Genomic DNA, 16,886 nt, shown 5'->3' with positions numbered 1-16,886 from the left:
GGGCGGGTGCGCCTCTCAGGCGAGGTGGTGCAGCTGCGCGAGCGGCACTTCGGTGGCGGCCGCGGTGCCCGTGGGTACGCCGTCGACGAGGACCGGCGCGGGTTCGCGGGGGACGATCACGCGCGGCGTGGCCGTGTTGTGCAGCATGTCGGCGCGGGTCAGACCGCGGCTGCCGCGGATCGGGGCGTAGGTGAGGCCGGTGGGCAGGGCGGCGCGCGCGGCACGGTCGGTGAGGGCGGCCTCGGCGACGAAGACCTTGGCGAGCCGGGCGGGGGCCGCGCCGAGCGCGCCGAAGTAGGGCCGGTAGACACGCGGCTGGGTGAGCCGCGTCGACCCGGACCCCGAACCGGTGTTGCCCCACGCCACGAAGCCGGCCTTGATGACCAGTTCGGGCTTGCTGCCGAACCACTTGGGGTCCCACAGCACGAGGTCGGCCATCCGTCCGGCCCGCACGGTGCCGACCTCGTGGGCGAGGCCGTGCGCGATCGCCGGGTTGAGCGTGATCTTCGCGAGGTAGCGCAGTACCCGGGCGTTCTCCGGGTGTGCCACTCCCCCGCCGCCGTTGGCGAGTGCCTGGAGGTGGGCGAGCTGCCAGGTCCTGCGCACCGTCTCGGCGATGCGGCCCATACCCATGGAGTCGGAGTTGACGATGGAGATGGCGCCGAGGTCGTGCAGGGCGTTCTCGGCGGCGATGGCGTGCTCGCGGATCCGGCCGCGGGAGATGGCCACGTCGCTCTCGGAGTGGTGGTTCTGCCGGTGCACGGTCATGGTCATCGGGAAGAGTTCGCCGACCGTGTTGGGGGTGTAGGGGATGGTGGGCGTCGTCGAGGACGGCAGGATGTTGGGCTCCGAGAGGATCTCCAGGAGATCGGGGTGACCGCCGCCGCCTTCCACGTGGTAGGCGTGCACGGTGCGGCCGCGCGTCGCGCCGAGGGTGTCGCGCAGGTAGCCGGACTCGTTCATGGAGTCGGTGTGCAGCGCGACCGGCAGGTCGGCCTGGTCGGCGGTGTCGAGGCAGTTGTCGATGATGCGCGGCGTCGCCCCGAAGTCCTCGTGGATCTTGAACCCGCCGGCACCGGCAAGGGTGATCTCGTCCAGGAGGGCGCGTGAGCTGGAGGAACCCCGGGCGAGGAAGGCGATGTTGAGGGGCGTGCCCTGCCAGGCGCTCATCAGGGTGTGCAGGTTGTGCGCCGGGTTGCAGCCGATCTCCCAGACGCCGCCGAGGCCCATGCCGACGAGCGTGGTGACGCCCGCGGACAGTGCGGCGGGCGCGACCTCGGGCGAGGAGAGGTGGACATGGCTGTCGACGACGCCGGGAGTGGCGATGAGACCCTCCCCCGGTACGACGGAGGTGTGCGAGTCGATGGCGTACTCGACGTCCATGACGTCCGGGTTGCCGACCCCGCCGACGGCGACGATCCGGCCGTCCTTGATGCCGATGTCGGTCTTGCGCACGCCGAGCACCGGGTCCATGAGCACCACTCCGGCGACGACCATGTCCAGGGCCGAGTCGCGGTCGGAGCGCGGTGAGGCGAGCAGTCCGTCGCGCACGGTCTTGCCGCAGCCGCCGAGGAGTTCGTCGCCGGGCGTGCCGTCGTCGGTCTCGACCTCGACCCACAGGCAGGTGTCGCCGAGCCGGATGCGGTCGCCGGTCGTGGGCCCGTACAGCGCTTGGTAGGTACGGCGGTCGACGCTGGTCATGCGCGCTCCTCGGAGGTACGGGGGTGGCGGGCGGGAACGAGGACGACCTCGCGTTCGTCGCCGGGCGCGAAGGCGAGGGCGGTGCCGGCGGCGATGTCGAGCCGCAGGCCCCGGGCGGCCTCCCGGTCGAGTTCCAGGGCCTGGTTGACCTCGTGCAGCGGGTAGTGCGAGGAGACGTAGACGACCCGGTCGCCGGTGTTGCGGACGGTGAGCGTGGTGCGGGGACGGCCCACGTTGATCTCGACGGGGGCGTCGGCCGTCCGCACGGCCCCCGGCGGCTCCGCGCCGCCCGCGCCGATCGGCCGGTCGACCGCGACCAGGGACGTGCCGCTCGGGAACAGCGCCTCGACCTGCACGGTCGTGACCATGTCGGCCACCCCGTCCATGACGTCGTCCGCGGTGAGCACCCGGCCCGCCGCGTCGATCACCTCGTCCAGGGCCAGCCCGTCCCAGGCGGCCTCCAGGATCTCGTCGCAGATCAGCGCGATCGCCTCGGGGGCGTTGAGGCGGCGGCCCCGGGCGCGGCGGCGGCGCGCGAGTTCGGCCACGGTGAACAGCTGGAGCCGTTCCTGTTCGCGAGGGGTCAGGTGCACGGTCGAGTGGCCCTCCTGGTCGGCGGGACCCGGGCGGTTCGCCCTGGGACCGCCCCAGCTTCCGGGGCACGGAGCACAGAACCAACGTTGAAATATCGCCTGTACGGCGGCCAGGATTGGTCATATGCACACCACCTTGGGGCTGGACCCGGAGCTGCCGCCGCCCTCTCCCCGGATCGCCGAGCTCGCCGGGCAGTGCCTGGACAACATCGACGGCCTCATCGGCGACTGGCTGGAGATGGTCCGTCCCGTGCGCACGACGTACGCGGACCGGGTCCCGGACGCCCAGTTCCGTGACTCGGCGTGGCAGGCGTTCGAGCTGCTGCTGCGGACGGTGGCGCAGCTTCCGGTGCCGCCGCACATCGCGGGCGTCTCCCAGCGGGTGGGCGAGGAGCGGGCCCGGCAGGGTGTGCCGCTGGACTCCCTGCTGGACGCGGCGCGCCTGGACTTCCGGGTGGTCTGGTCGGCGCTCGTGCGCCGGGCGGACGCGGCGGACACGGCCGAGCTGGTGGGCTCCGCGTACCACGTGTGGGAGGCGGTCGAGGGTCATGTCACCGGGATCATGACGGCGTACCAGCGCACGGTCCTGGAGATGGGCCGGCGTGAGGAGGACGAGCGGCGCATGTGGTTCGCGCGGCTGGTGGAGAGCGAGGGCCGCAATCCGACCGTGGTGCGGGACGCGGGGCTCGCCCTGGATTTCGCGGAGGACGGCCGCTTCCTGTGCGCGGCGTCGTCCGCGGCCGCGGTGCCCGGGCTGCGCCGGACGGCGGTGACGCTGCGGGCGCAGGGTACGGCGGTGCAGCAGCAGACGGTGGGGAAGGATGCCGTCCTGGTGGTGCAGCTGGGCAGCCGGATCACCCGCGGGCACGTGCTCGACCAGCTCGGGGACTCGCCGTGCGGTGTCGCGCCGCCGGCGGCCGGCCTCGCCTCGGTGCCGCGCGCCGTGGTCCTCGCGGTGGCGACGGCACAGGTGCTGCCGCGGGACGCCGCGGCGCCGCATCTGCTGGAGGACAGCTGGCTGGACGTCCTGGCGCACCGGGCCGGCGACTTCGCCGGGGACCTGGCGACCGACGTCCTGGGCGGGCTGGACCGTCCCGGTGTCTCGCGCGCGGAGGCGGACCGCCTGCTGGAGACGGTGCGCACGCATCTGTCGGGCAGCGGCTCCGTCGCGGAGACGGCGGAGGCGCTCTTCTGCCACCGCAACACGGTCCAGCACCGCTTCGCCCGTTTCCACGAACTGACCGGCCGCGACGTGCGCAGACCGGACGACGCCGCACTGGTGGCGGTGGCGCTGCGCGCGGCCCGGCGGCACACGCAGACGGAGGCGCGTCCCTGAGGGCGGGGGCCGGGGCCGGCGCCCGGCGGGGGCTCCCGTCGGGGAAGGGGTGACCCCGGGACCGGCCGGGGCCCGCCGTCAGCCCGCCGCGGGGCCGTCCGAGGCCGCCGGGCCGGTGGTGGTCAGCGGTGCGGTGGCCTCCCAGACGAAGCCGTCCGGGTCGGTGAACGGGCCGGTGGCGCAGGAGAGCACGAGCCGGTGCGATCCCGTGCCGTCGGCGGGGACGCCCGCGACCTTGGCCAGCGCGCGGCGCTTGTAAAGGGACAGCTTCACGGTGCCCGGCCCGGTGGAGAACTCGACGTACTTGCCTCCGAAGCTCTTGCCCACGGCGAAGCCCTGACCGGCGTAGAACTGCTTGCAGGCCTTCACGTCCTCGACACCCAGCAGGAGCACGATCTCGTCGACGTCCCGGGTGACCGGGCCGGTGTCCTTCTTCGCCGATGTCGCGAGCTGCCAGATGGTGCCGTCCGGCGCCTGGACGACACCGCCGTAGCCCCACAGCGACTTCGCGGCGGGCTTGAGGACGGTGGCGCCGGCGTCGCGCGCGGCGGCGAGGAGCGCGTCGACGTTGCCCGGCTGGGACACCACGAGCGACAGGGTGAAGCCGCGGAAGCCGGTCGTGGGGGCTTCGGATGCGCGCAGCCGCACCTGTGACGGGTCCAGGCCGAAGGCGGCGTCGTAGAAGCGGGCGGCGGCCGCGGTGTCGGCCACTTCGAGGGTGACGGAATCGATGGAGGTCATGTCTTCGACGGTAGGGGCGGCGGGGTCCTGCGCGCTTCTCGAAAACTGACCGGCCCGGCCGGCGCCCGGGTGCGCTGTCGGCGGACAGGGGCACGCTCGCGGCTCGCGGGACGTTTCAGGTGGTGAGAAGGTCGGATGCCGGTCGACCGAGGCCCGGCAGCGGAGAGGAAGTCGTGCGATGAAGCACCAGAGGGTGGGCGATGTGATGAGCGACGCCGTGGTCCGTGTGCAGCGCGGGACGCCGTTCAAGGAGATCGCCCACCTGCTGCAGGACTACGACATCACCGCGGTGCCCGTGGTGGACGCGGCGGACCGGCCCGTGGGCGTGGTGTCGGAGGCGGACCTCCTGCAGAAGATGTGGGGCGGGGAGCCGGACGGCTCCGCCGGGCGCGGGACGGAGAGCGCACCCGGCCGGGGGAAGGCCTCCGCCACCGACGCGGCGGGGCTGATGACGTCGCCCGCCGTCTGCGCGCGCGAGGACTGGAGCGTCGTCGAGGCCGCCCGCGTGATGGCGCGGCAGGGCATCAAGCGGCTCCTGGTGGTCGACGAGGGCGGGCGGCTGATCGGGGTGGTCAGCAGGAGCGACCTGCTGCGGGTCTTCCTGCGCAAGGACCGGGCGATCCGGACCGAGATCATCGAGGAGGCGCTGGTGCAGACCCTGCGTCTGCCGCCGTCCTCCGTGCAGGTGGACGTCACGCACGGGCACGTCGTCCTCAGCGGCCGGCTCCCCGGGCACGTGCCCGTCTCGGCCCTGGAGGAACTCTGCCGGCGTGTCGACGGCGTCGTCGCCGTGGAGTTCCGGATGACGGGAGAGGCCGACGGCGAAGGCGCTCCGCCGGCGGGTCACGGAACCTGACCGGCCCCGCCTGCCCCGGAGTGCGCCAGACAGGACCTGACCACCACGAAGGGCCACAGGGACTGCGCGAACGTCACCACCCGTTCGGCGACGCCGGCCGCGCCGTGCCGCGTCATCTCGAACAGGAACCACGCGCCGCCGACGGCCATCAGGACGGTCGCCGCGCACGACGGCGCGGGCCTGAGGGCCCAGGGGGCGCCACCGTCGCCGTCGATGGCCAGGACCGGCCACAGGGCGAGCAGCGTGAATCCGACCACGGCCACCGCGCCGTGGCGCAGGGAGCCCCCGCTGCTCGGCGCGGGCAGCAGCACCACCGCGAACGCGGCCAGTCCTCCCCCGCCGAGCGCCACCCTTCCGGCGGCCGAGGCGGCGCGCAGTCCCCACGCGGTCAGCAGATGGCAGAGTCCGAGCGCGAGGAAGGCCCCGTTCATCACCCAGAACCCCGAGGCTCCGTAGGATCCCAGAACGCTGATCGTCTGGGTGAAGGGGTCGTAGGCGGGCCCGGTCAGCAGCGCCGCGATCGCCCACCCTCCGATCAGCAGGACGGGCGCGCACCCCGACGTGAACAACACCCACCTGGGAACGGTTCGCATCGGAACACCATAAAGCGGTCACTTCCCGGCGCCTTCGCACCCCGGTCGCGGGTCAGTCCGGCCGTGCGGCGCCGTCGGCGGGCCGGCCGGTGGTGGTGATGCGGGTGACCGCTTCGAGGGTCAGGGCGCGGTCGTGCGGTTCGCGGGCCAGGGCGCGATGGAGCGTCAGGCCCTCGATCAGGGCGTCGAGCTGGCGGGCCGTTGCCGGGTCGAAGTGCTTCTCCAGGTGGGTGCGGCTGCGCCGCATCCATTCCTGGGTGAGTTCCCGGTAGGCGGGCCGGCGCGCCGCGAGGGTGTAGAGCTCCTGTGTGAGCACGAGGTCGCGGGGGCTTCCCTCGGAGAGGGCGTGCACCAGGTCGGTCACCGCCCGCCGGGCCTGGTCGCGGTCGGCCGGCACGGCGAGGTGGGCGTCGAACACCGCGACGATGTGGTCGGTGAAGCGGGCGAACGCTTCGCGGAGCACCTGGTCCATGCCGCTGAAGTGGTAGGTCATCGACCCCAGGGGGACGCCGGCGCGCGTGGCGATCTTCCGGTGGGAGACCTGGGCGAGGCCCTCCTCGGCGATGAGGTCCAGGGCCGCGTCGAGAATGCGTTCGCGGCGCCGGGGGTCGGGGTGTCCGGTGGCCATGGCTGAGGGCGCTCAGAGGTCGCGGACCGGACGCGCGGGGTTGCCGACGGCGACGACACCGGCGGGGACGTCCTTGGTGACGACCGCGCCGGCGCCGATGACGGAGTTGTCACCGATGGTGACGCCGGGCAGGACGACGGCGCCGCCACCGAGCCAGACGTTGTCCCCGATGGTGATGGGACGGGCGGCCTCCAGCTTGTCGCGCCGGGGCTGAGGCTCCAGCGGGTGGGTCGGCGTGAGCAGTTGTACGCCGGGGCCGATCTGGCAGTCCTCGCCGATGGTGATCGCCGCGACGTCGAGCGCGGTCAGGTTGTAGTTGACGAAGGTACGGGCCCCGATGGTGATGTTGCTTCCGTAGTCGACGTACAGCGGCGGCCTGACGTGCGCCTCCTCGCCCACGGAACCGAGCAGTTCGGCGAGGACCGTCCGGGCGGCGTCGACGTCCTCGGCGTAGGCGGCCTGGTAGCGGGCGGCCAGCCGCACGGCCCGTTGCTGCCGGCGCGCGATCTCGGGGTCGTCGGCGATGTAGAGGTCGCCCGCCAGCATGCGTTCGAGGTTGGTGCGGGGGTCCTGGGCGAAGTGGTCCGTCGGCATGCGTACGATCGTACACCTCGCCCCCGCGGGCGTCCGGCACCTCGCCGGGGGGTGAGGAGCACGGTCGACGCGGCGGGGGACGGCGGAAAGGCGAGACCGTCCGGAGCCCCCGGCCGGTCCCACCGCGGTGCGATGCGTGAACTCCCGCGCGGAGAAGGCACGTCAGGACATAGGTTGAGGCGGGACAGTGCACGCCTCGGCCGAGAGACGGACCTTCCTCATGAGCGACCCTGTGACGACGCCCGGACCCGCGCACCAGAGGACCGACGCCTCGGTGCCGCATTCGGCCCGGATATGGAACTACTGGCTCGGCGGCAAGGACAACTACCCCGTCGACGAGCAGGCCGGCGACGCCTACACCGCCGTCTTCCCCGGCATCGTCACCATCGCCCGCAGCAGCCGCGCCTTCCTGCGCCGCAGCATCACCCACCTGGTCGCCGAGGCCGGCATCCGCCAGTTCCTGGACGTCGGTACCGGCCTTCCCACCGCGGACAACACCCACGAGGTCGCACAGCGGATCGCCCCGGAGACCCGCATCGTCTACGTGGACAACGACCCGATGGTCCTGGCGCACGCCCGCGCGCTGCTCACCTCCACCCCCGAGGGCGCGACGTCCTACATCGACGCGGACGTGCTCGACCCGGACCGCATCGTGTCGGCGGCCGCCGGCACGCTCGACCTCGACCGTCCCGTCGCACTCGTCCTGAGCAACATCCTGGGCCACGTCCCCGACCACGCCGTCGCGCGCTCCGTCGTCCGGCGGCTGATGGACGCACTGCCGCCGGGCAGCTACCTGTCCGTCAACGACGGTTCGCGGGGCGTCGACCCGGACTTCGAGCAGGCACAGGACGCCTACAACGAGAGCGGGGCCGCACCGTACGTGCTGCGCACCGTGGAGGAGATCACGGCGTTCTTCGACGGCCTGGAACTCGTCGAGCCCGGAGTCGTGCCGGTGACCCTGTGGCGCCCGGACGTCCTCTCCCCCGCCCCCGAGCCCATCGGTGAGCACGGCGGCCTGGCCCGCAAGCCGTGACCTCCGCGACCGGCCGCCGCTCACCCCTCGCTCCGACGGGCACACCGCCCTGGACGAAGGGCCGGGCCGTGGCCGCGTCGGCGGTGGTGACGGCGGGACTGCTGGCCTTCCCTGGCGCGGTCCCCAACTCCGTCGGGCGGGTGGGCAGTCTGCTGGAGACCTTCCTGCCGTGGCTCGGTCCGGTGGTCGTGGTGCTGCTCGGCCTGGCGCTGCTGCGCCGTTCGGCCGCCGCGCTGGTGGCCGTGCTGCTGCCGGTCGCCGCCTGGACGCACCACTTCGGCGGGCTGCTGCTGCCCGCGGGGCAGGCGGGCGGTGACGACCTGGTCGTGGTGCAGCACAACGTCAGCGACGTGAACGCCGATCCCGCCGGCACGGCCCGCGCCCTGGCCGGCCCCGGGCCGGACCTCATCGCGCTGGAGGAACTGGTGCCGCAGGCGCTGCCGGTGTACGAGAGGACCCTCGGCGCCCGGTACCCGTACCACGCGGTCGAGGGCACCGTCGGGCTCTGGTCGAGGCATCCGCTGACCGAGGCCCGGCCGGTGGACATCAGGCCGCGCGGGATCGCGGAGGGCTGGAACCGCGGGCTGCGGGCGGTGGTCCACACGCCGCACGGCGAGATCGCCGCCTACGTCGCCCACTTGCCGTCGGTGCGCGTCCGGGCGACCGGGCTCGCCTCGTCGTGGCGCGACGAGAGCGCCCGTCTGCTGGGCGAGGTCGTCGGCGCCGAGGAACGGGAGAGGACGCTGCTGCTGGGCGACCTCAACGGCACGGTCGACGACCGCGGGCTCGACCCGCTGACCGCCCGCCTGAACACCGCGGAACGCGGCCTCGCCTTCAGCTTCCCGGCCGGCTTCCCGATCGCCAGGATCGACCAGGTCATGGCGCGTTCGGCGACGGTCCGTCACATCCGCGCCCTGCCCGCCACCGGGAGCGATCACCTGCCGGTGGCCGCGGCGATCGCCTTCTGAGCGCAGCACGCGAGAACCCCCGCCCCTGGGACCCAGGGACGGGGGTTCGGCACGGAGCGCCGGGCAGGCCTTGCACCTGCATTTCCCCGCAGGAAGCGGGACGTCTTGCCTTAGACGACCAACGCGCGGACATCCACCGGGTGGTGGCTGGACGACCTGGGAAGACTCTAACGCAGGCGCTCCGGGGACGCACACCGGGCCCTCCACCGGCGCCCGCGGTGTCCGCCCGCGGCCCGGCCGGACACCGCCCCACAGGCCGTTTTGCTTTTCTTTTACGATCCGGGAACCGCTCCCGGCCCGGAAGCGTTCGACCTGATGGACCGCGCGTGACGCGACCGCAGACCAGGACGGACACGCACCAGAAGCCGAGGTGGCACGAGTGGCGATGTGGGACCGGATCAAGGACCAGGCGAGGACGCTCCAGCAGTCCCAGGGCGCCCGGGGCACGGGCGGGCACGGGACCGGGCAAGGACAGCAGGCGTCCGGCCGGCCGGGCTCGTCGTCCTCCGGCGGCTCCAGGGCCCAGCTGATCGGGATGTTCAAGTCCCAGCTCGCGTCGGTGAAGACGGAGCTCAAGAGCGGTGCCTACCGGGACGCGAGCATGGCCATGTGCGCGCTGGTGGCGGCGGCCGACGGGCGGGTCGAACCGGCGGAGCGGCAGCGCGTGGAGGAGCTCATCGTCTCCAACGAGGTCCTGCAGAACTTCCCGGCGGACCAGCTCCGGCAGCGGTTCAACCAGCACGTGGACCGGCTCCTGGGCCATTTCGAGGCGGGCAGGGCCGAGGCGCTGCAGGTGATCGCCAAGGCCGCCAAGAAGCCCGCGGAGGCCCGGGCTGTCGTCCAGACCGGCATGGTCGTCGCCGGCGCGGACGGGGTCTTCGAGCCGGCCGAACAGCAGGCGGTGCGTGAGGCGTGCACGGCGCTGGGACTGTCTCCCGCGGAGTTCGGCGTCTGAGGCCCGCCGGGCCGCCGCCACGGGAAAGGGTTTGACGCGCCTCGGCGCCCGGCGATCGGATGGCGCCCATGAGTTCAGGGCAGGCACGTCCCGGCACCCACCCCGTCGACGGCGCTCTCGTACGGCGGCTCGTCGCCGGCCGGTTCCCCCGGTGGGCCGGTCTGCCGGTGCGGCGGTTCCCGTCGGTCGGGACGGTCAACGCCATGTTCCGGCTGGGCGACCGGATGGTCGTACGGCTGCCGCTCGTGGAGGGCGGCGCGGCGGACGTGGTGGCGGAGCGTCACTGGCTGCCCCGCCTCGCGCCCCTGCTGCCCGTGGCCGTCCCGGAGGTGCTGGGTGCGGGGGAACCGGCCGAGGGATACCCGTGGCCCTGGTCGGTGTACCGGTGGCTGCCCGGGGAGATCCCCGAGGAGGGGGCGCTGAGCGATCCGGTGGGCCTGGCCGGGGATCTGGCCGGGTTCGTGGCGGCGATGCGGAGCATCACCCTGCCGGGGGCGCCGCCGGCGTACCGCGGAGGTCCGCTCGCCTCGCTCGACGCGTCGACGCGGGCGGCGATCGAGGAGCTGCGGCGCATTCCGCAGGAGGGCGTCGACGGCGATGCCGTGACCGCGGTCTGGGACGACGCCCTGCGCGCCCCTGCCTGGGACGCGCCGCCGGTGTGGCTGCACGCCGACCTGATGCCGGGCAATCTCCTGGTCGGGGACGGCAGGCTCTCCTCCGTCATCGACTTCGGCTGCGCGGGCGTGGGCGACCCGGCCTGCGACCTGTTCCCGGCATGGAATCTGCTGCCGGCCGGTGCCAGGGAGGTCTTCCGTGAGGCGCTCGGCGTGGACGACGCGACCTGGCGGCGCGGCCGGGGCCGGACGCTCTCCCAGGCCCTGATCGCACTGCCGTACCACCGGGAGAGCAACCCGGCGATGGCGCGCACCGCCCGGCACGTGATCCGGGCGGTGCTGGAGGAGACCGGGCTGCGCGACCCCGTGACGCCGGGTCAGCTGTCGTAGTCGACGGTGAGCGTGTCGGACGCCGGGTACGACTGGCAGGTCAGGACGTAGCCGGCGTCCACCTCGGCGGGTTCGAGGGCATAGTTGCGCCGCATGTCGGCCTTGCCGTCGGTGACCAGGGCGCGGCAGGTGCCGCAGACGCCGCCCTTGCAGGCGAACGGCAGGTCGGGGCGGGTCTGCTGGGCTCCGTCGAGGACGGTCCGCTCCCGGGACAGGGAGGCCGTGGTGGACCGTCCGTCCAGGGTGATGGTGACCTCGCTGACCGGCCCCTCGGGTCCGGCCTCCTCGTGGTGGACCTCGCGCACCGGCTCGTCGTCGGCGAAGAACAGCTCCCGGTGGACGCGGTCCGCGGGCACGCCGAGGCCGGTCAGGACCCGCTGGGCGTCGAGGACCATGCCCTGCGGGCCGCACAGCCACCAGTGGTCGGCGTTCGGGACGTCGACCAGGGCGTCGACGAGCGCCGAGAGCCGTTCGGCGTCCAGCCGGCCCGAGAGCACCTCGGCCTCCCGCGGTTCGCGGGAGAGCACGTGGGCGAGCTGGAAGCGGGCGGGGTGCAGGTCCTTCAGGTCGGCCAGTTCGTCGGCGAACATCACGGTGTCGGTGCGGCGGTTGCCGTAGAACAGAGTGACCGTGGAGCGGTCGTCGGCGGCCAGCACCGACTCGGCGATGGACAGCATGGGCGTGATGCCCGAGCCCGCGGCGATGAGCACGTGGTGGCCGGGGGCGGTGAGGTCGGGCGTGAACAGACCGGTGGGGGCCATCACCTCGACCGTGTCACCGGGCCGCACGTCGTTGACGAGCCACGACGAGAACAGACCGCCCGGCACCACGCGGACCCCGATGCGCGGCGCGGTACCGGCCGGCGAGCAGATCGAGTAGGAGCGGCGCTCGTCGCGGCCCTCGATCTCGCGGCGCAGCGTGAGCGACTGTCCCGGCGCGAAGGCGAACTCCCCGGCCAGCTCGTCCGGGATGTCGAAGCCGACGGCCACCGCGTCCGCGCACAGCCGCTGGACGGCGGCGACGCGCAGACGGTGGAAGGCCGGGCGGCGGCGGACGCGTGCCGGGACGGCCGAGGCGGGGGCGGTCGGGGCCATCAGATCTCCTTGACGTACTCGAACGGTTCGCGGCAGGCCCGGCAGCGCCACAGCGCCTTGCAGGACGTGGCGGCGAACCTGGAGGTCTCCTCGGTGTCCACGGCACCGCACCGGGGGCAGGGCACCGTGCGCCGGGTGGGCGACAGCACGAGGGGGACCGGGCCGCGGGGCGCGGCGCCGGGCGGGGCGATGCCGTGCTCGGTGAGCTTGCGGCGACCGGACTCGGTGATCCAGTCGCTCGTCCAGGGCGGGTCGAGCACCGTGCGGATCTCCACCCTCGCGTATCCCGCGTCCCGCAGCCGCGCGGCGACGTCCGCCCGCATCTCGGCCATGGCGGGGCACCCGGAGTAGGTGGGGGTCAGGCTCGCGACCACCGTGCCGTCCTCGGTCGTCTCGACGTCCCGCAGGACACCGAGGTCGGCGAGGGTCAGCATCGGCAGCTCGGGGTCCGGCACGCGCTCGGCGATGCGGCGGGCGCGCCGGATGTCCGGCCGGGTGGTCACCATGTCGCCTCCGGATGGGCGCGGGCCACGCTCTGCAACTCGGCGAGCAGGGGCGCGAGGTGCTCGGTGTGCTCGCCGTCGCGGCCGGAGCCGGGCAGTGCCCGGGACACGGGCACGGTCAGTCCGGCCGCCTCGGTGACCTGGCGCAGGACGTCGGTGAGCTCGTCGCGCGCGTCGTACGCGGCGTGCAGTTCTTCGAGGTACGGGGCGACCTGCTCCAGTGCCGTGCGCATCCTGCGGCGGGACTCGTCCGTGCCGTCGCCGAGGCGCACGGCCCACTCGGCCGCGTACTGCCGGTGGTACGTCAGTTCCTTGACGCCCTTGGCCGCGACCGCCGCGAGCACCGGGTCGGGATGGGACGCGAGGCGCTCGAAGTGGGCGAGACGCCAGGCGGAGAGCGCCAGCAGCCGGACGACGGCGAACGCGAAGTCCCCGCGCGGCAGTTCGGCCAGGCGCACGTTGCGGAAGTCGTCCGCGTCGCGGAAGTAGGCGTACGCGTCCTCGTCGCGGCCGGTGCCGTCGGTCTGGCCGGCCCGCGAGTAGAGCAGGCGGGCCTGGCCGAGGAGGTCGAGGCCGATGTTGGCCAGCGCCACCTCCTCCTCGAGCTCGGGTGCGCGGGTGACCCACTCGGCGAGCCGCTGGGCCGAGACCAGGGCGTCGTCGGCGAGCGCCACGCACTGGGCGGCCAGTTCACCGGCGTCGACGCCCTCGGGCACGGTGGTGTCCACGCCGTGCAGCGGGTCCTCGAAGCCGGTGCCGTAGGCCCAGCGGGTGTCGTCCTCGTGTCCCTCGGCGAGGGTCATGTAGACGTGGTCGTCACTCATGCCCTGCTCCTAGATGTGGGGGACGTCGTCGGGGATGTCGTAGAAGGTGGGGTGGCGGTAGACCTTGTCGGCGCTGGGGGCGAAGAAGGGGTCCTTCTCGTCGCGGGTCGATGCGGCGATGTGCTCGGAGCGGACCACCCAGATGCTCACGCCCTCGTTGCGCCGGGTGTACAGGTCGCGGGCGTGGGTGAGCGCCATCGTGTCGTCGGCGGCGTGCAGCGAGCCGACGTGGACGTGGTTCAGTCCGCGCTTGCCGCGCACGAACACCTCGTACAGCGGCCAGTCCTGCTTCGCGGAGGTCATGCCGCCGCTCCCTTCTCCGTGCGGGCGGCCTGCTTGGCCGCGTGTGCGGTGGCCGCCTCGCGGACCCAGGCGCCCTCTTCGTGGGCGGTGCGCCGCCGCTCCATGCGCTGTGCGTTGCACGGGCCGTCGCCCTTGATGACCCGCATCAGCTCGTCCCAGTCGGGCGTGCCGAAGTCGTGGTGCCCGGTCTCCTCGTTCCACCGCAACTCGGGGTCGGGCAGGGTGACGCCGAGCTTCTCGGCCTGGGGGACGGTCATGTCGACGAAGCGCCGCCGCAGTTCGTCGTTGCTGTGCCGCTTGATCTTCCAGGCCATCGACTGCGCCGAGTTGGGCGAGGCGTCGTCGGGCGGGCCGAACATCATCAGCGACGGCCACCACCAGCGGTTCACCGCGTCCTGGACCATCTCGCGCTGGGCGTCGGTGCCGCGCATCATCGTCATCAGCAGCTCGTAGCCCTGCCGCTGGTGGAAGGACTCCTCCTTGCAGATCCGCACCATGGCACGGGCGTACGGCCCGTAGGAGCTGCGGCACAGCGGCACCTGGTTGCAGATCGCGGCGCCGTCCACGAACCAGCCGATCACGCCGACGTCGGCGAAGCTGAGGGTCGGGTAGTTGAAGATCGACGAGTACTTCTGGCGGCCCTCGATCAGCCGCTCGGTGAGGTCCGCGCGGTCCGCGCCGAGCGTCTCGGCCGCCGAGTACAGGTAGAGCCCGTGGCCGGCCTCGTCCTGGACCTTGGCGAAGAGGATCGCCTTGCGGCGCAGCGACGGGGCGCGGGTGATCCACTCGCCTTCCGGCTGCATGCCGATGATCTCCGAGTGCGCGTGCTGCGCGACCTGCCGGATCAGGGTCCTGCGGTAGCCGTCCGGCATCCAGTCGCGCGGCTCGATGCGCTGGTCGTGCGCGATCGTCGCGTCGAAGTGCTCCGGCAGCCCCTCGGGGGGCGGCGCCTCACCGGCGTGTGTCGTGGTCATCGATACCAGCTTCCCCTACCGACCATTCGTTCGGTATCAGTCTGACGCGTTTCCCCGGGGCGGGCAAGACCCGGGGCCGATCACCTCCGTGGCCCAGGGGCGCGGCACGGGAGTACGGGCTCTTGACAGGCCACGATGTGGCTGGATTACTGGGCCGTGCCGCAAGGTAACCGAATGTTCGGTCGGGAAACAAGGTGGTGGAAGGCGTGGCACAGGCCGTTGGGACGACGACGTCGGCGGAGGTGATGTTCGCCGCGGACGAGGCGTCCCGTCGCCTCGGCATCGAGCTGCTCGAACGCGGCACGGGGACCGCCGTGGTCCGCATGACCGTGACCCCGGCCATGGTGAACGGCCACCGGATCGCCCACGGCGGCTATCTGTTCCTGCTCGCGGACACCGCCTTCGCCTGCGCCTGCAACAGCCACGGACCCGTGACCGTCGCGGCCGGCGCCGACATCGTGTTCGTCGCCCCGGCCCACGAGGGCGACGTGCTCGTGGCGACCGCCGAGGAACGCACCCGGTACGGCCGCAGCGGCGTCTACGACGTGAGCGTGCGGCGCGGCGAGGAAGTGATCGCGGAGTTCCGCGGGCGCAGCCGCAGCGTCCGGGACTCGACGAAGGACACGACGGCACAACCGGCTGCGAACGGGACGCCGGGCACGACGAAGGAGTCGCGATGAGCAGCGAACCGACGACCGGCGGACCGACGGCCACCGCGGCCCCCGCCTCCCGGCTCGGGGGACCCCTCCCCCAGGACCTTCGGGACGACGGCGAGCGTCTCACCGGCGAGCAGCTGCGCGAACTCCAGCTCGACCGTCTGCGCGCGACCTTGCGGCACGCCTACGAGAACGTGGAGCTGTACCGGAAGAAGTTCGACGCGGCCGGGGTGAAGCCCGACGACTGCCGCACCCTGGCGGACCTGTCCCGGTTCCCCTTCACCACGAAGGCCGACCTGCGGGACACCTACCCCTTCGGCATGTTCGCCGTCCCGATGTCCGAGGTGCGCCGCGTCCACGCCTCCAGCGGCACCACCGGCCGCCCCACCGTCGTGGGTTACACGGACAACGACCTGTCCATGTGGGCGGACGTCATCGCCCGTTCCATCCGGGCCGCCGGCGGCCGGCCGGGCCACAAGGTGCACATCTCGTACGGCTACGGCCTGTTCACCGGCGGCCTGGGCGCGCACTACGGCGCCGAACGCGCCGGATGCACCGTGATCCCCGCCTCCGGCGGCATGACGGCCCGCCAGGTGCAGATCATCCAGGACTTCCGTCCGGAGATCATCATGGTGACGCCGTCCTACATGCTCACCCTGCTCGACGAGTTCGAGCGGCAGGGCATCGACCCGCGCACCAGCTCCCTCGAGGTGGGCATCTTCGGCGCCGAGCCGTGGACGGAGGAGATGCGCCGCGAGATCGAGGAGCGCATGGACATCCACGCCGTCGACATATACGGCCTGTCCGAGGTGATCGGCCCGGGTGTGGCGCAGGAGTGCGTGGAGACCAAGGACGGGCTGCACGTGTGGGAGGACCACTTCTACCCCGAGGTGGTCGATCCGCTCACGGACGCGGTGCTGGGCGAGGGCGAGGAGGGAGAGGTCGTCTTCACCTCGCTCACCAAGGAGGCGCTCCCCGTCGTCCGTTACCGCACGCGTGACCTCTCCCGGCTGCTGCCCGGGACCGCGCGGCCCGCCTTCCGCCGGATGCAGAAGGTCACCGGCCGCTGCGACGACATGATCATCCTGCGCGGGGTGAACGTCTTCCCCACCCAGATCGAGGAGATCGTGCTGCGCACCCCCGGCGTGGCCCCGCACTTCCAGATCCAGCTCACCGAGCGCGGGCGCATGGACCACATGGTCGTCCGGGTCGAAGCGCGCCCGGACGCCGGTCCCGAGCAGCGTCAGGCGGCGGCGAGGGCGATCGCCCAGGGGGTGAAGGACGGTGTCGGCATCACCGTCGAGGTGACCGTGGTCGACCCCGAGACGCTGGAGCGCTCCGTCGGCAAGCTCCGCCGGGTGAAGGACCTCCGCCGGTCGTGACCGGAGGCCCGGCGCGCCGCCGGCCGCGCCGGGCGAAACGTGAGCACGGACACAGCGGTTCGACCTGCGCACTGGTGTGCAGGGAGATCCGGATGGGCAATCAATGCATGATCGGGGGAGGTCTGTGTCCGTTCTGAGGGGAAAACCC

At 72.9% G+C, this 16,886-nt stretch carries 19 protein-coding genes; 8 read left to right on the top strand and 11 right to left on the bottom strand.

Going from position 1 to position 16,886, the window contains the following annotated elements; translation table 11 throughout:
* Nucleotides 1-15: 15 nt before the first annotated feature.
* Complete coding sequence (locus ACGF3H_RS17135; protein WP_362498068.1) at nucleotides 16-1,701, bottom strand: urease subunit alpha; 1,686 nt, start codon at nucleotides 1,699-1,701, stop codon at nucleotides 16-18.
* Nucleotides 1,698-2,294: an urease subunit gamma gene (locus tag ACGF3H_RS17130; RefSeq protein WP_362498065.1), complete on the bottom strand. Its 597-nt coding sequence runs from the start codon at nucleotides 2,292-2,294 to the stop codon at nucleotides 1,698-1,700. The genes ACGF3H_RS17135 and ACGF3H_RS17130 overlap by 4 nt, the downstream gene beginning before the upstream one ends.
* Nucleotides 2,295-2,418: 124 nt before the next feature.
* Here ACGF3H_RS17130 and ACGF3H_RS17125 point away from each other — a divergent pair, with 124 nt between their 5' ends.
* A complete protein-coding gene (locus ACGF3H_RS17125; protein ID WP_362498062.1) occupies nucleotides 2,419-3,630 on the top strand; it encodes a helix-turn-helix domain-containing protein in 1,212 nt (403 codons plus the stop codon).
* Nucleotides 3,631-3,708: 78 nt separating this feature from the next.
* On the opposite strand, the gene ACGF3H_RS17120 is transcribed toward ACGF3H_RS17125, so the two are convergent.
* Complete coding sequence (locus tag ACGF3H_RS17120; RefSeq protein ID WP_362498059.1) at nucleotides 3,709-4,371, bottom strand: glyoxalase; 663 nt, start codon at nucleotides 4,369-4,371, stop codon at nucleotides 3,709-3,711.
* 178 nt (nucleotides 4,372-4,549) lie between these two features.
* On the opposite strand from ACGF3H_RS17120, the gene ACGF3H_RS17115 reads away from it, so the two are divergent.
* Nucleotides 4,550-5,227 (top strand): CBS domain-containing protein, encoded by a 678-nt coding sequence (locus ACGF3H_RS17115; protein ID WP_362498057.1) that lies wholly within the window; start codon nucleotides 4,550-4,552, stop codon nucleotides 5,225-5,227.
* Here the strand turns inward: ACGF3H_RS17115 and ACGF3H_RS17110 are convergent.
* The 3 genes from ACGF3H_RS17110 to ACGF3H_RS17100 are packed head-to-tail and all read right to left on the bottom strand — an operon-like array spanning nucleotide 5,215 to nucleotide 7,042.
* Nucleotides 5,215-5,820 carry a DUF998 domain-containing protein gene (locus ACGF3H_RS17110; protein WP_362498055.1) on the bottom strand — a complete coding sequence of 202 codons (606 nt, stop codon included), beginning with the start codon at nucleotides 5,818-5,820 and terminating at the stop codon, nucleotides 5,215-5,217. The genes ACGF3H_RS17115 and ACGF3H_RS17110 overlap by 13 nt on opposite strands.
* A 52-nt stretch (nucleotides 5,821-5,872) precedes the next feature.
* Complete coding sequence (locus ACGF3H_RS17105) at nucleotides 5,873-6,448, bottom strand: TetR family transcriptional regulator (RefSeq protein ID WP_362498052.1); 576 nt, start codon at nucleotides 6,446-6,448, stop codon at nucleotides 5,873-5,875.
* 12 nt (nucleotides 6,449-6,460) lie between these two features.
* Nucleotides 6,461-7,042: a sugar O-acetyltransferase gene (locus ACGF3H_RS17100; RefSeq protein WP_362498049.1), complete on the bottom strand. Its 582-nt coding sequence runs from the start codon at nucleotides 7,040-7,042 to the stop codon at nucleotides 6,461-6,463.
* A 220-nt stretch (nucleotides 7,043-7,262) separates the two neighbouring features.
* On the opposite strand from ACGF3H_RS17100, the gene ACGF3H_RS17095 reads away from it, so the two are divergent.
* The 4 genes from ACGF3H_RS17095 to ACGF3H_RS17080 all read left to right on the top strand — a co-directional run bounded on the left by ACGF3H_RS17095 (nucleotide 7,263) and on the right by ACGF3H_RS17080 (nucleotide 11,002).
* Nucleotides 7,263-8,075, top strand: a complete 813-nt coding sequence (locus ACGF3H_RS17095; protein WP_362498046.1) for an SAM-dependent methyltransferase — start codon at nucleotides 7,263-7,265, stop codon at nucleotides 8,073-8,075.
* Entirely contained in the window at nucleotides 8,072-9,043 is a 972-nt protein-coding gene (locus tag ACGF3H_RS17090; RefSeq protein WP_393816498.1) for an endonuclease/exonuclease/phosphatase family protein, read from the top strand. The genes ACGF3H_RS17095 and ACGF3H_RS17090 overlap by 4 nt, the downstream gene beginning before the upstream one ends.
* A 379-nt stretch (nucleotides 9,044-9,422) precedes the next feature.
* Nucleotides 9,423-9,998 (top strand): TerB family tellurite resistance protein, encoded by a 576-nt coding sequence (locus tag ACGF3H_RS17085; RefSeq protein WP_362498044.1) that lies wholly within the window; start codon nucleotides 9,423-9,425, stop codon nucleotides 9,996-9,998.
* 68 nt (nucleotides 9,999-10,066) lie between these two features.
* A complete protein-coding gene (locus ACGF3H_RS17080) occupies nucleotides 10,067-11,002 on the top strand; it encodes an aminoglycoside phosphotransferase family protein (protein WP_362498041.1) in 936 nt (311 codons plus the stop codon).
* On the opposite strand, the gene paaE is transcribed toward ACGF3H_RS17080, so the two are convergent.
* From paaE to paaA, 5 genes are read right to left on the bottom strand one after another with little or no spacing between them, the layout of a single operon-like run.
* Nucleotides 10,990-12,096, bottom strand: a complete 1,107-nt coding sequence (gene paaE, locus ACGF3H_RS17075; protein ID WP_362498039.1) for a 1,2-phenylacetyl-CoA epoxidase subunit PaaE — start codon at nucleotides 12,094-12,096, stop codon at nucleotides 10,990-10,992. The two genes, ACGF3H_RS17080 and paaE, sit on opposite strands and share 13 nt — an antisense overlap.
* Nucleotides 12,096-12,602 carry a 1,2-phenylacetyl-CoA epoxidase subunit PaaD gene (gene paaD / locus ACGF3H_RS17070; protein WP_362498036.1) on the bottom strand — a complete coding sequence of 169 codons (507 nt, stop codon included), beginning with the start codon at nucleotides 12,600-12,602 and terminating at the stop codon, nucleotides 12,096-12,098. The genes paaE and paaD overlap by 1 nt, the downstream gene beginning before the upstream one ends.
* Nucleotides 12,596-13,423 carry a 1,2-phenylacetyl-CoA epoxidase subunit PaaC gene (paaC, locus tag ACGF3H_RS17065; protein WP_362498033.1) on the bottom strand — a complete coding sequence of 276 codons (828 nt, stop codon included), beginning with the start codon at nucleotides 13,421-13,423 and terminating at the stop codon, nucleotides 12,596-12,598. Before paaC ends, paaD begins: the two co-directional genes overlap by 7 nt.
* A gap of 9 nt (nucleotides 13,424-13,432) precedes the next feature.
* On the bottom strand, nucleotides 13,433-13,726 hold the full coding sequence (paaB, locus tag ACGF3H_RS17060; RefSeq protein ID WP_359406601.1) for a 1,2-phenylacetyl-CoA epoxidase subunit PaaB: 294 nt from the start codon (nucleotides 13,724-13,726) through the stop codon (nucleotides 13,433-13,435).
* Complete coding sequence (gene paaA, locus ACGF3H_RS17055) at nucleotides 13,723-14,700, bottom strand: 1,2-phenylacetyl-CoA epoxidase subunit PaaA (protein ID WP_362498029.1); 978 nt, start codon at nucleotides 14,698-14,700, stop codon at nucleotides 13,723-13,725. Before paaA ends, paaB begins: the two co-directional genes overlap by 4 nt.
* A 245-nt stretch (nucleotides 14,701-14,945) precedes the next feature.
* Here paaA and paaI point away from each other — a divergent pair, with 245 nt between their 5' ends.
* Entirely contained in the window at nucleotides 14,946-15,380 is a 435-nt protein-coding gene (gene paaI / locus ACGF3H_RS17050) for a hydroxyphenylacetyl-CoA thioesterase PaaI (RefSeq protein ID WP_362498194.1), read from the top strand.
* Nucleotides 15,377-16,738 carry a phenylacetate--CoA ligase PaaK gene (gene paaK, locus ACGF3H_RS17045; RefSeq protein ID WP_362498026.1) on the top strand — a complete coding sequence of 454 codons (1,362 nt, stop codon included), beginning with the start codon at nucleotides 15,377-15,379 and terminating at the stop codon, nucleotides 16,736-16,738. The genes paaI and paaK overlap by 4 nt, the downstream gene beginning before the upstream one ends.
* Nucleotides 16,739-16,886: the final 148 nt, after the last annotated feature.

Origin of the sequence: Streptomyces sp. NPDC048185 (assembly GCF_043202495.1) — a bacterium.
Classification (GTDB): domain Bacteria; phylum Actinomycetota; class Actinomycetes; order Streptomycetales; family Streptomycetaceae; genus Streptomyces.
This window is presented reverse-complemented; position numbering and strand designations above follow the sequence as displayed.

Bases quoted from the DNA above. Each gene is read 5' to 3' on its own strand.
- ACGF3H_RS17135 (WP_362498068.1), bottom strand. From the start codon at position 1,701: ATGACCAGCGTCGACCGCCGTACCTACCAAGCGCTGTACGGGCCCACG.
- ACGF3H_RS17125 (WP_362498062.1), top strand. From the start codon at position 2,419: ATGCACACCACCTTGGGGCTGGACCCGGAGCTGCCGCCGCCCTCTCCC.
- ACGF3H_RS17120 (WP_362498059.1), bottom strand. From the start codon at position 4,371: ATGACCTCCATCGATTCCGTCACCCTCGAAGTGGCCGACACCGCGGCC.
- ACGF3H_RS17115 (WP_362498057.1), top strand. From the start codon at position 4,550: ATGAAGCACCAGAGGGTGGGCGATGTGATGAGCGACGCCGTGGTCCGT.
- ACGF3H_RS17110 (WP_362498055.1), bottom strand. From the start codon at position 5,820: ATGCGAACCGTTCCCAGGTGGGTGTTGTTCACGTCGGGGTGCGCGCCC.
- ACGF3H_RS17105 (WP_362498052.1), bottom strand. From the start codon at position 6,448: ATGGCCACCGGACACCCCGACCCCCGGCGCCGCGAACGCATTCTCGAC.
- ACGF3H_RS17100 (WP_362498049.1), bottom strand. From the start codon at position 7,042: ATGCCGACGGACCACTTCGCCCAGGACCCCCGCACCAACCTCGAACGC.
- ACGF3H_RS17095 (WP_362498046.1), top strand. From the start codon at position 7,263: ATGAGCGACCCTGTGACGACGCCCGGACCCGCGCACCAGAGGACCGAC.
- ACGF3H_RS17080 (WP_362498041.1), top strand. From the start codon at position 10,067: ATGAGTTCAGGGCAGGCACGTCCCGGCACCCACCCCGTCGACGGCGCT.
- paaE (WP_362498039.1), bottom strand. From the start codon at position 12,096: ATGGCCCCGACCGCCCCCGCCTCGGCCGTCCCGGCACGCGTCCGCCGC.
- paaD (WP_362498036.1), bottom strand. From the start codon at position 12,602: ATGGTGACCACCCGGCCGGACATCCGGCGCGCCCGCCGCATCGCCGAG.
- paaC (WP_362498033.1), bottom strand. From the start codon at position 13,423: ATGAGTGACGACCACGTCTACATGACCCTCGCCGAGGGACACGAGGAC.
- paaB (WP_359406601.1), bottom strand. From the start codon at position 13,726: ATGACCTCCGCGAAGCAGGACTGGCCGCTGTACGAGGTGTTCGTGCGC.
- paaA (WP_362498029.1), bottom strand. From the start codon at position 14,700: ATGACCACGACACACGCCGGTGAGGCGCCGCCCCCCGAGGGGCTGCCG.
- paaI (WP_362498194.1), top strand. From the start codon at position 14,946: ATGTTCGCCGCGGACGAGGCGTCCCGTCGCCTCGGCATCGAGCTGCTC.
- paaK (WP_362498026.1), top strand. From the start codon at position 15,377: ATGAGCAGCGAACCGACGACCGGCGGACCGACGGCCACCGCGGCCCCC.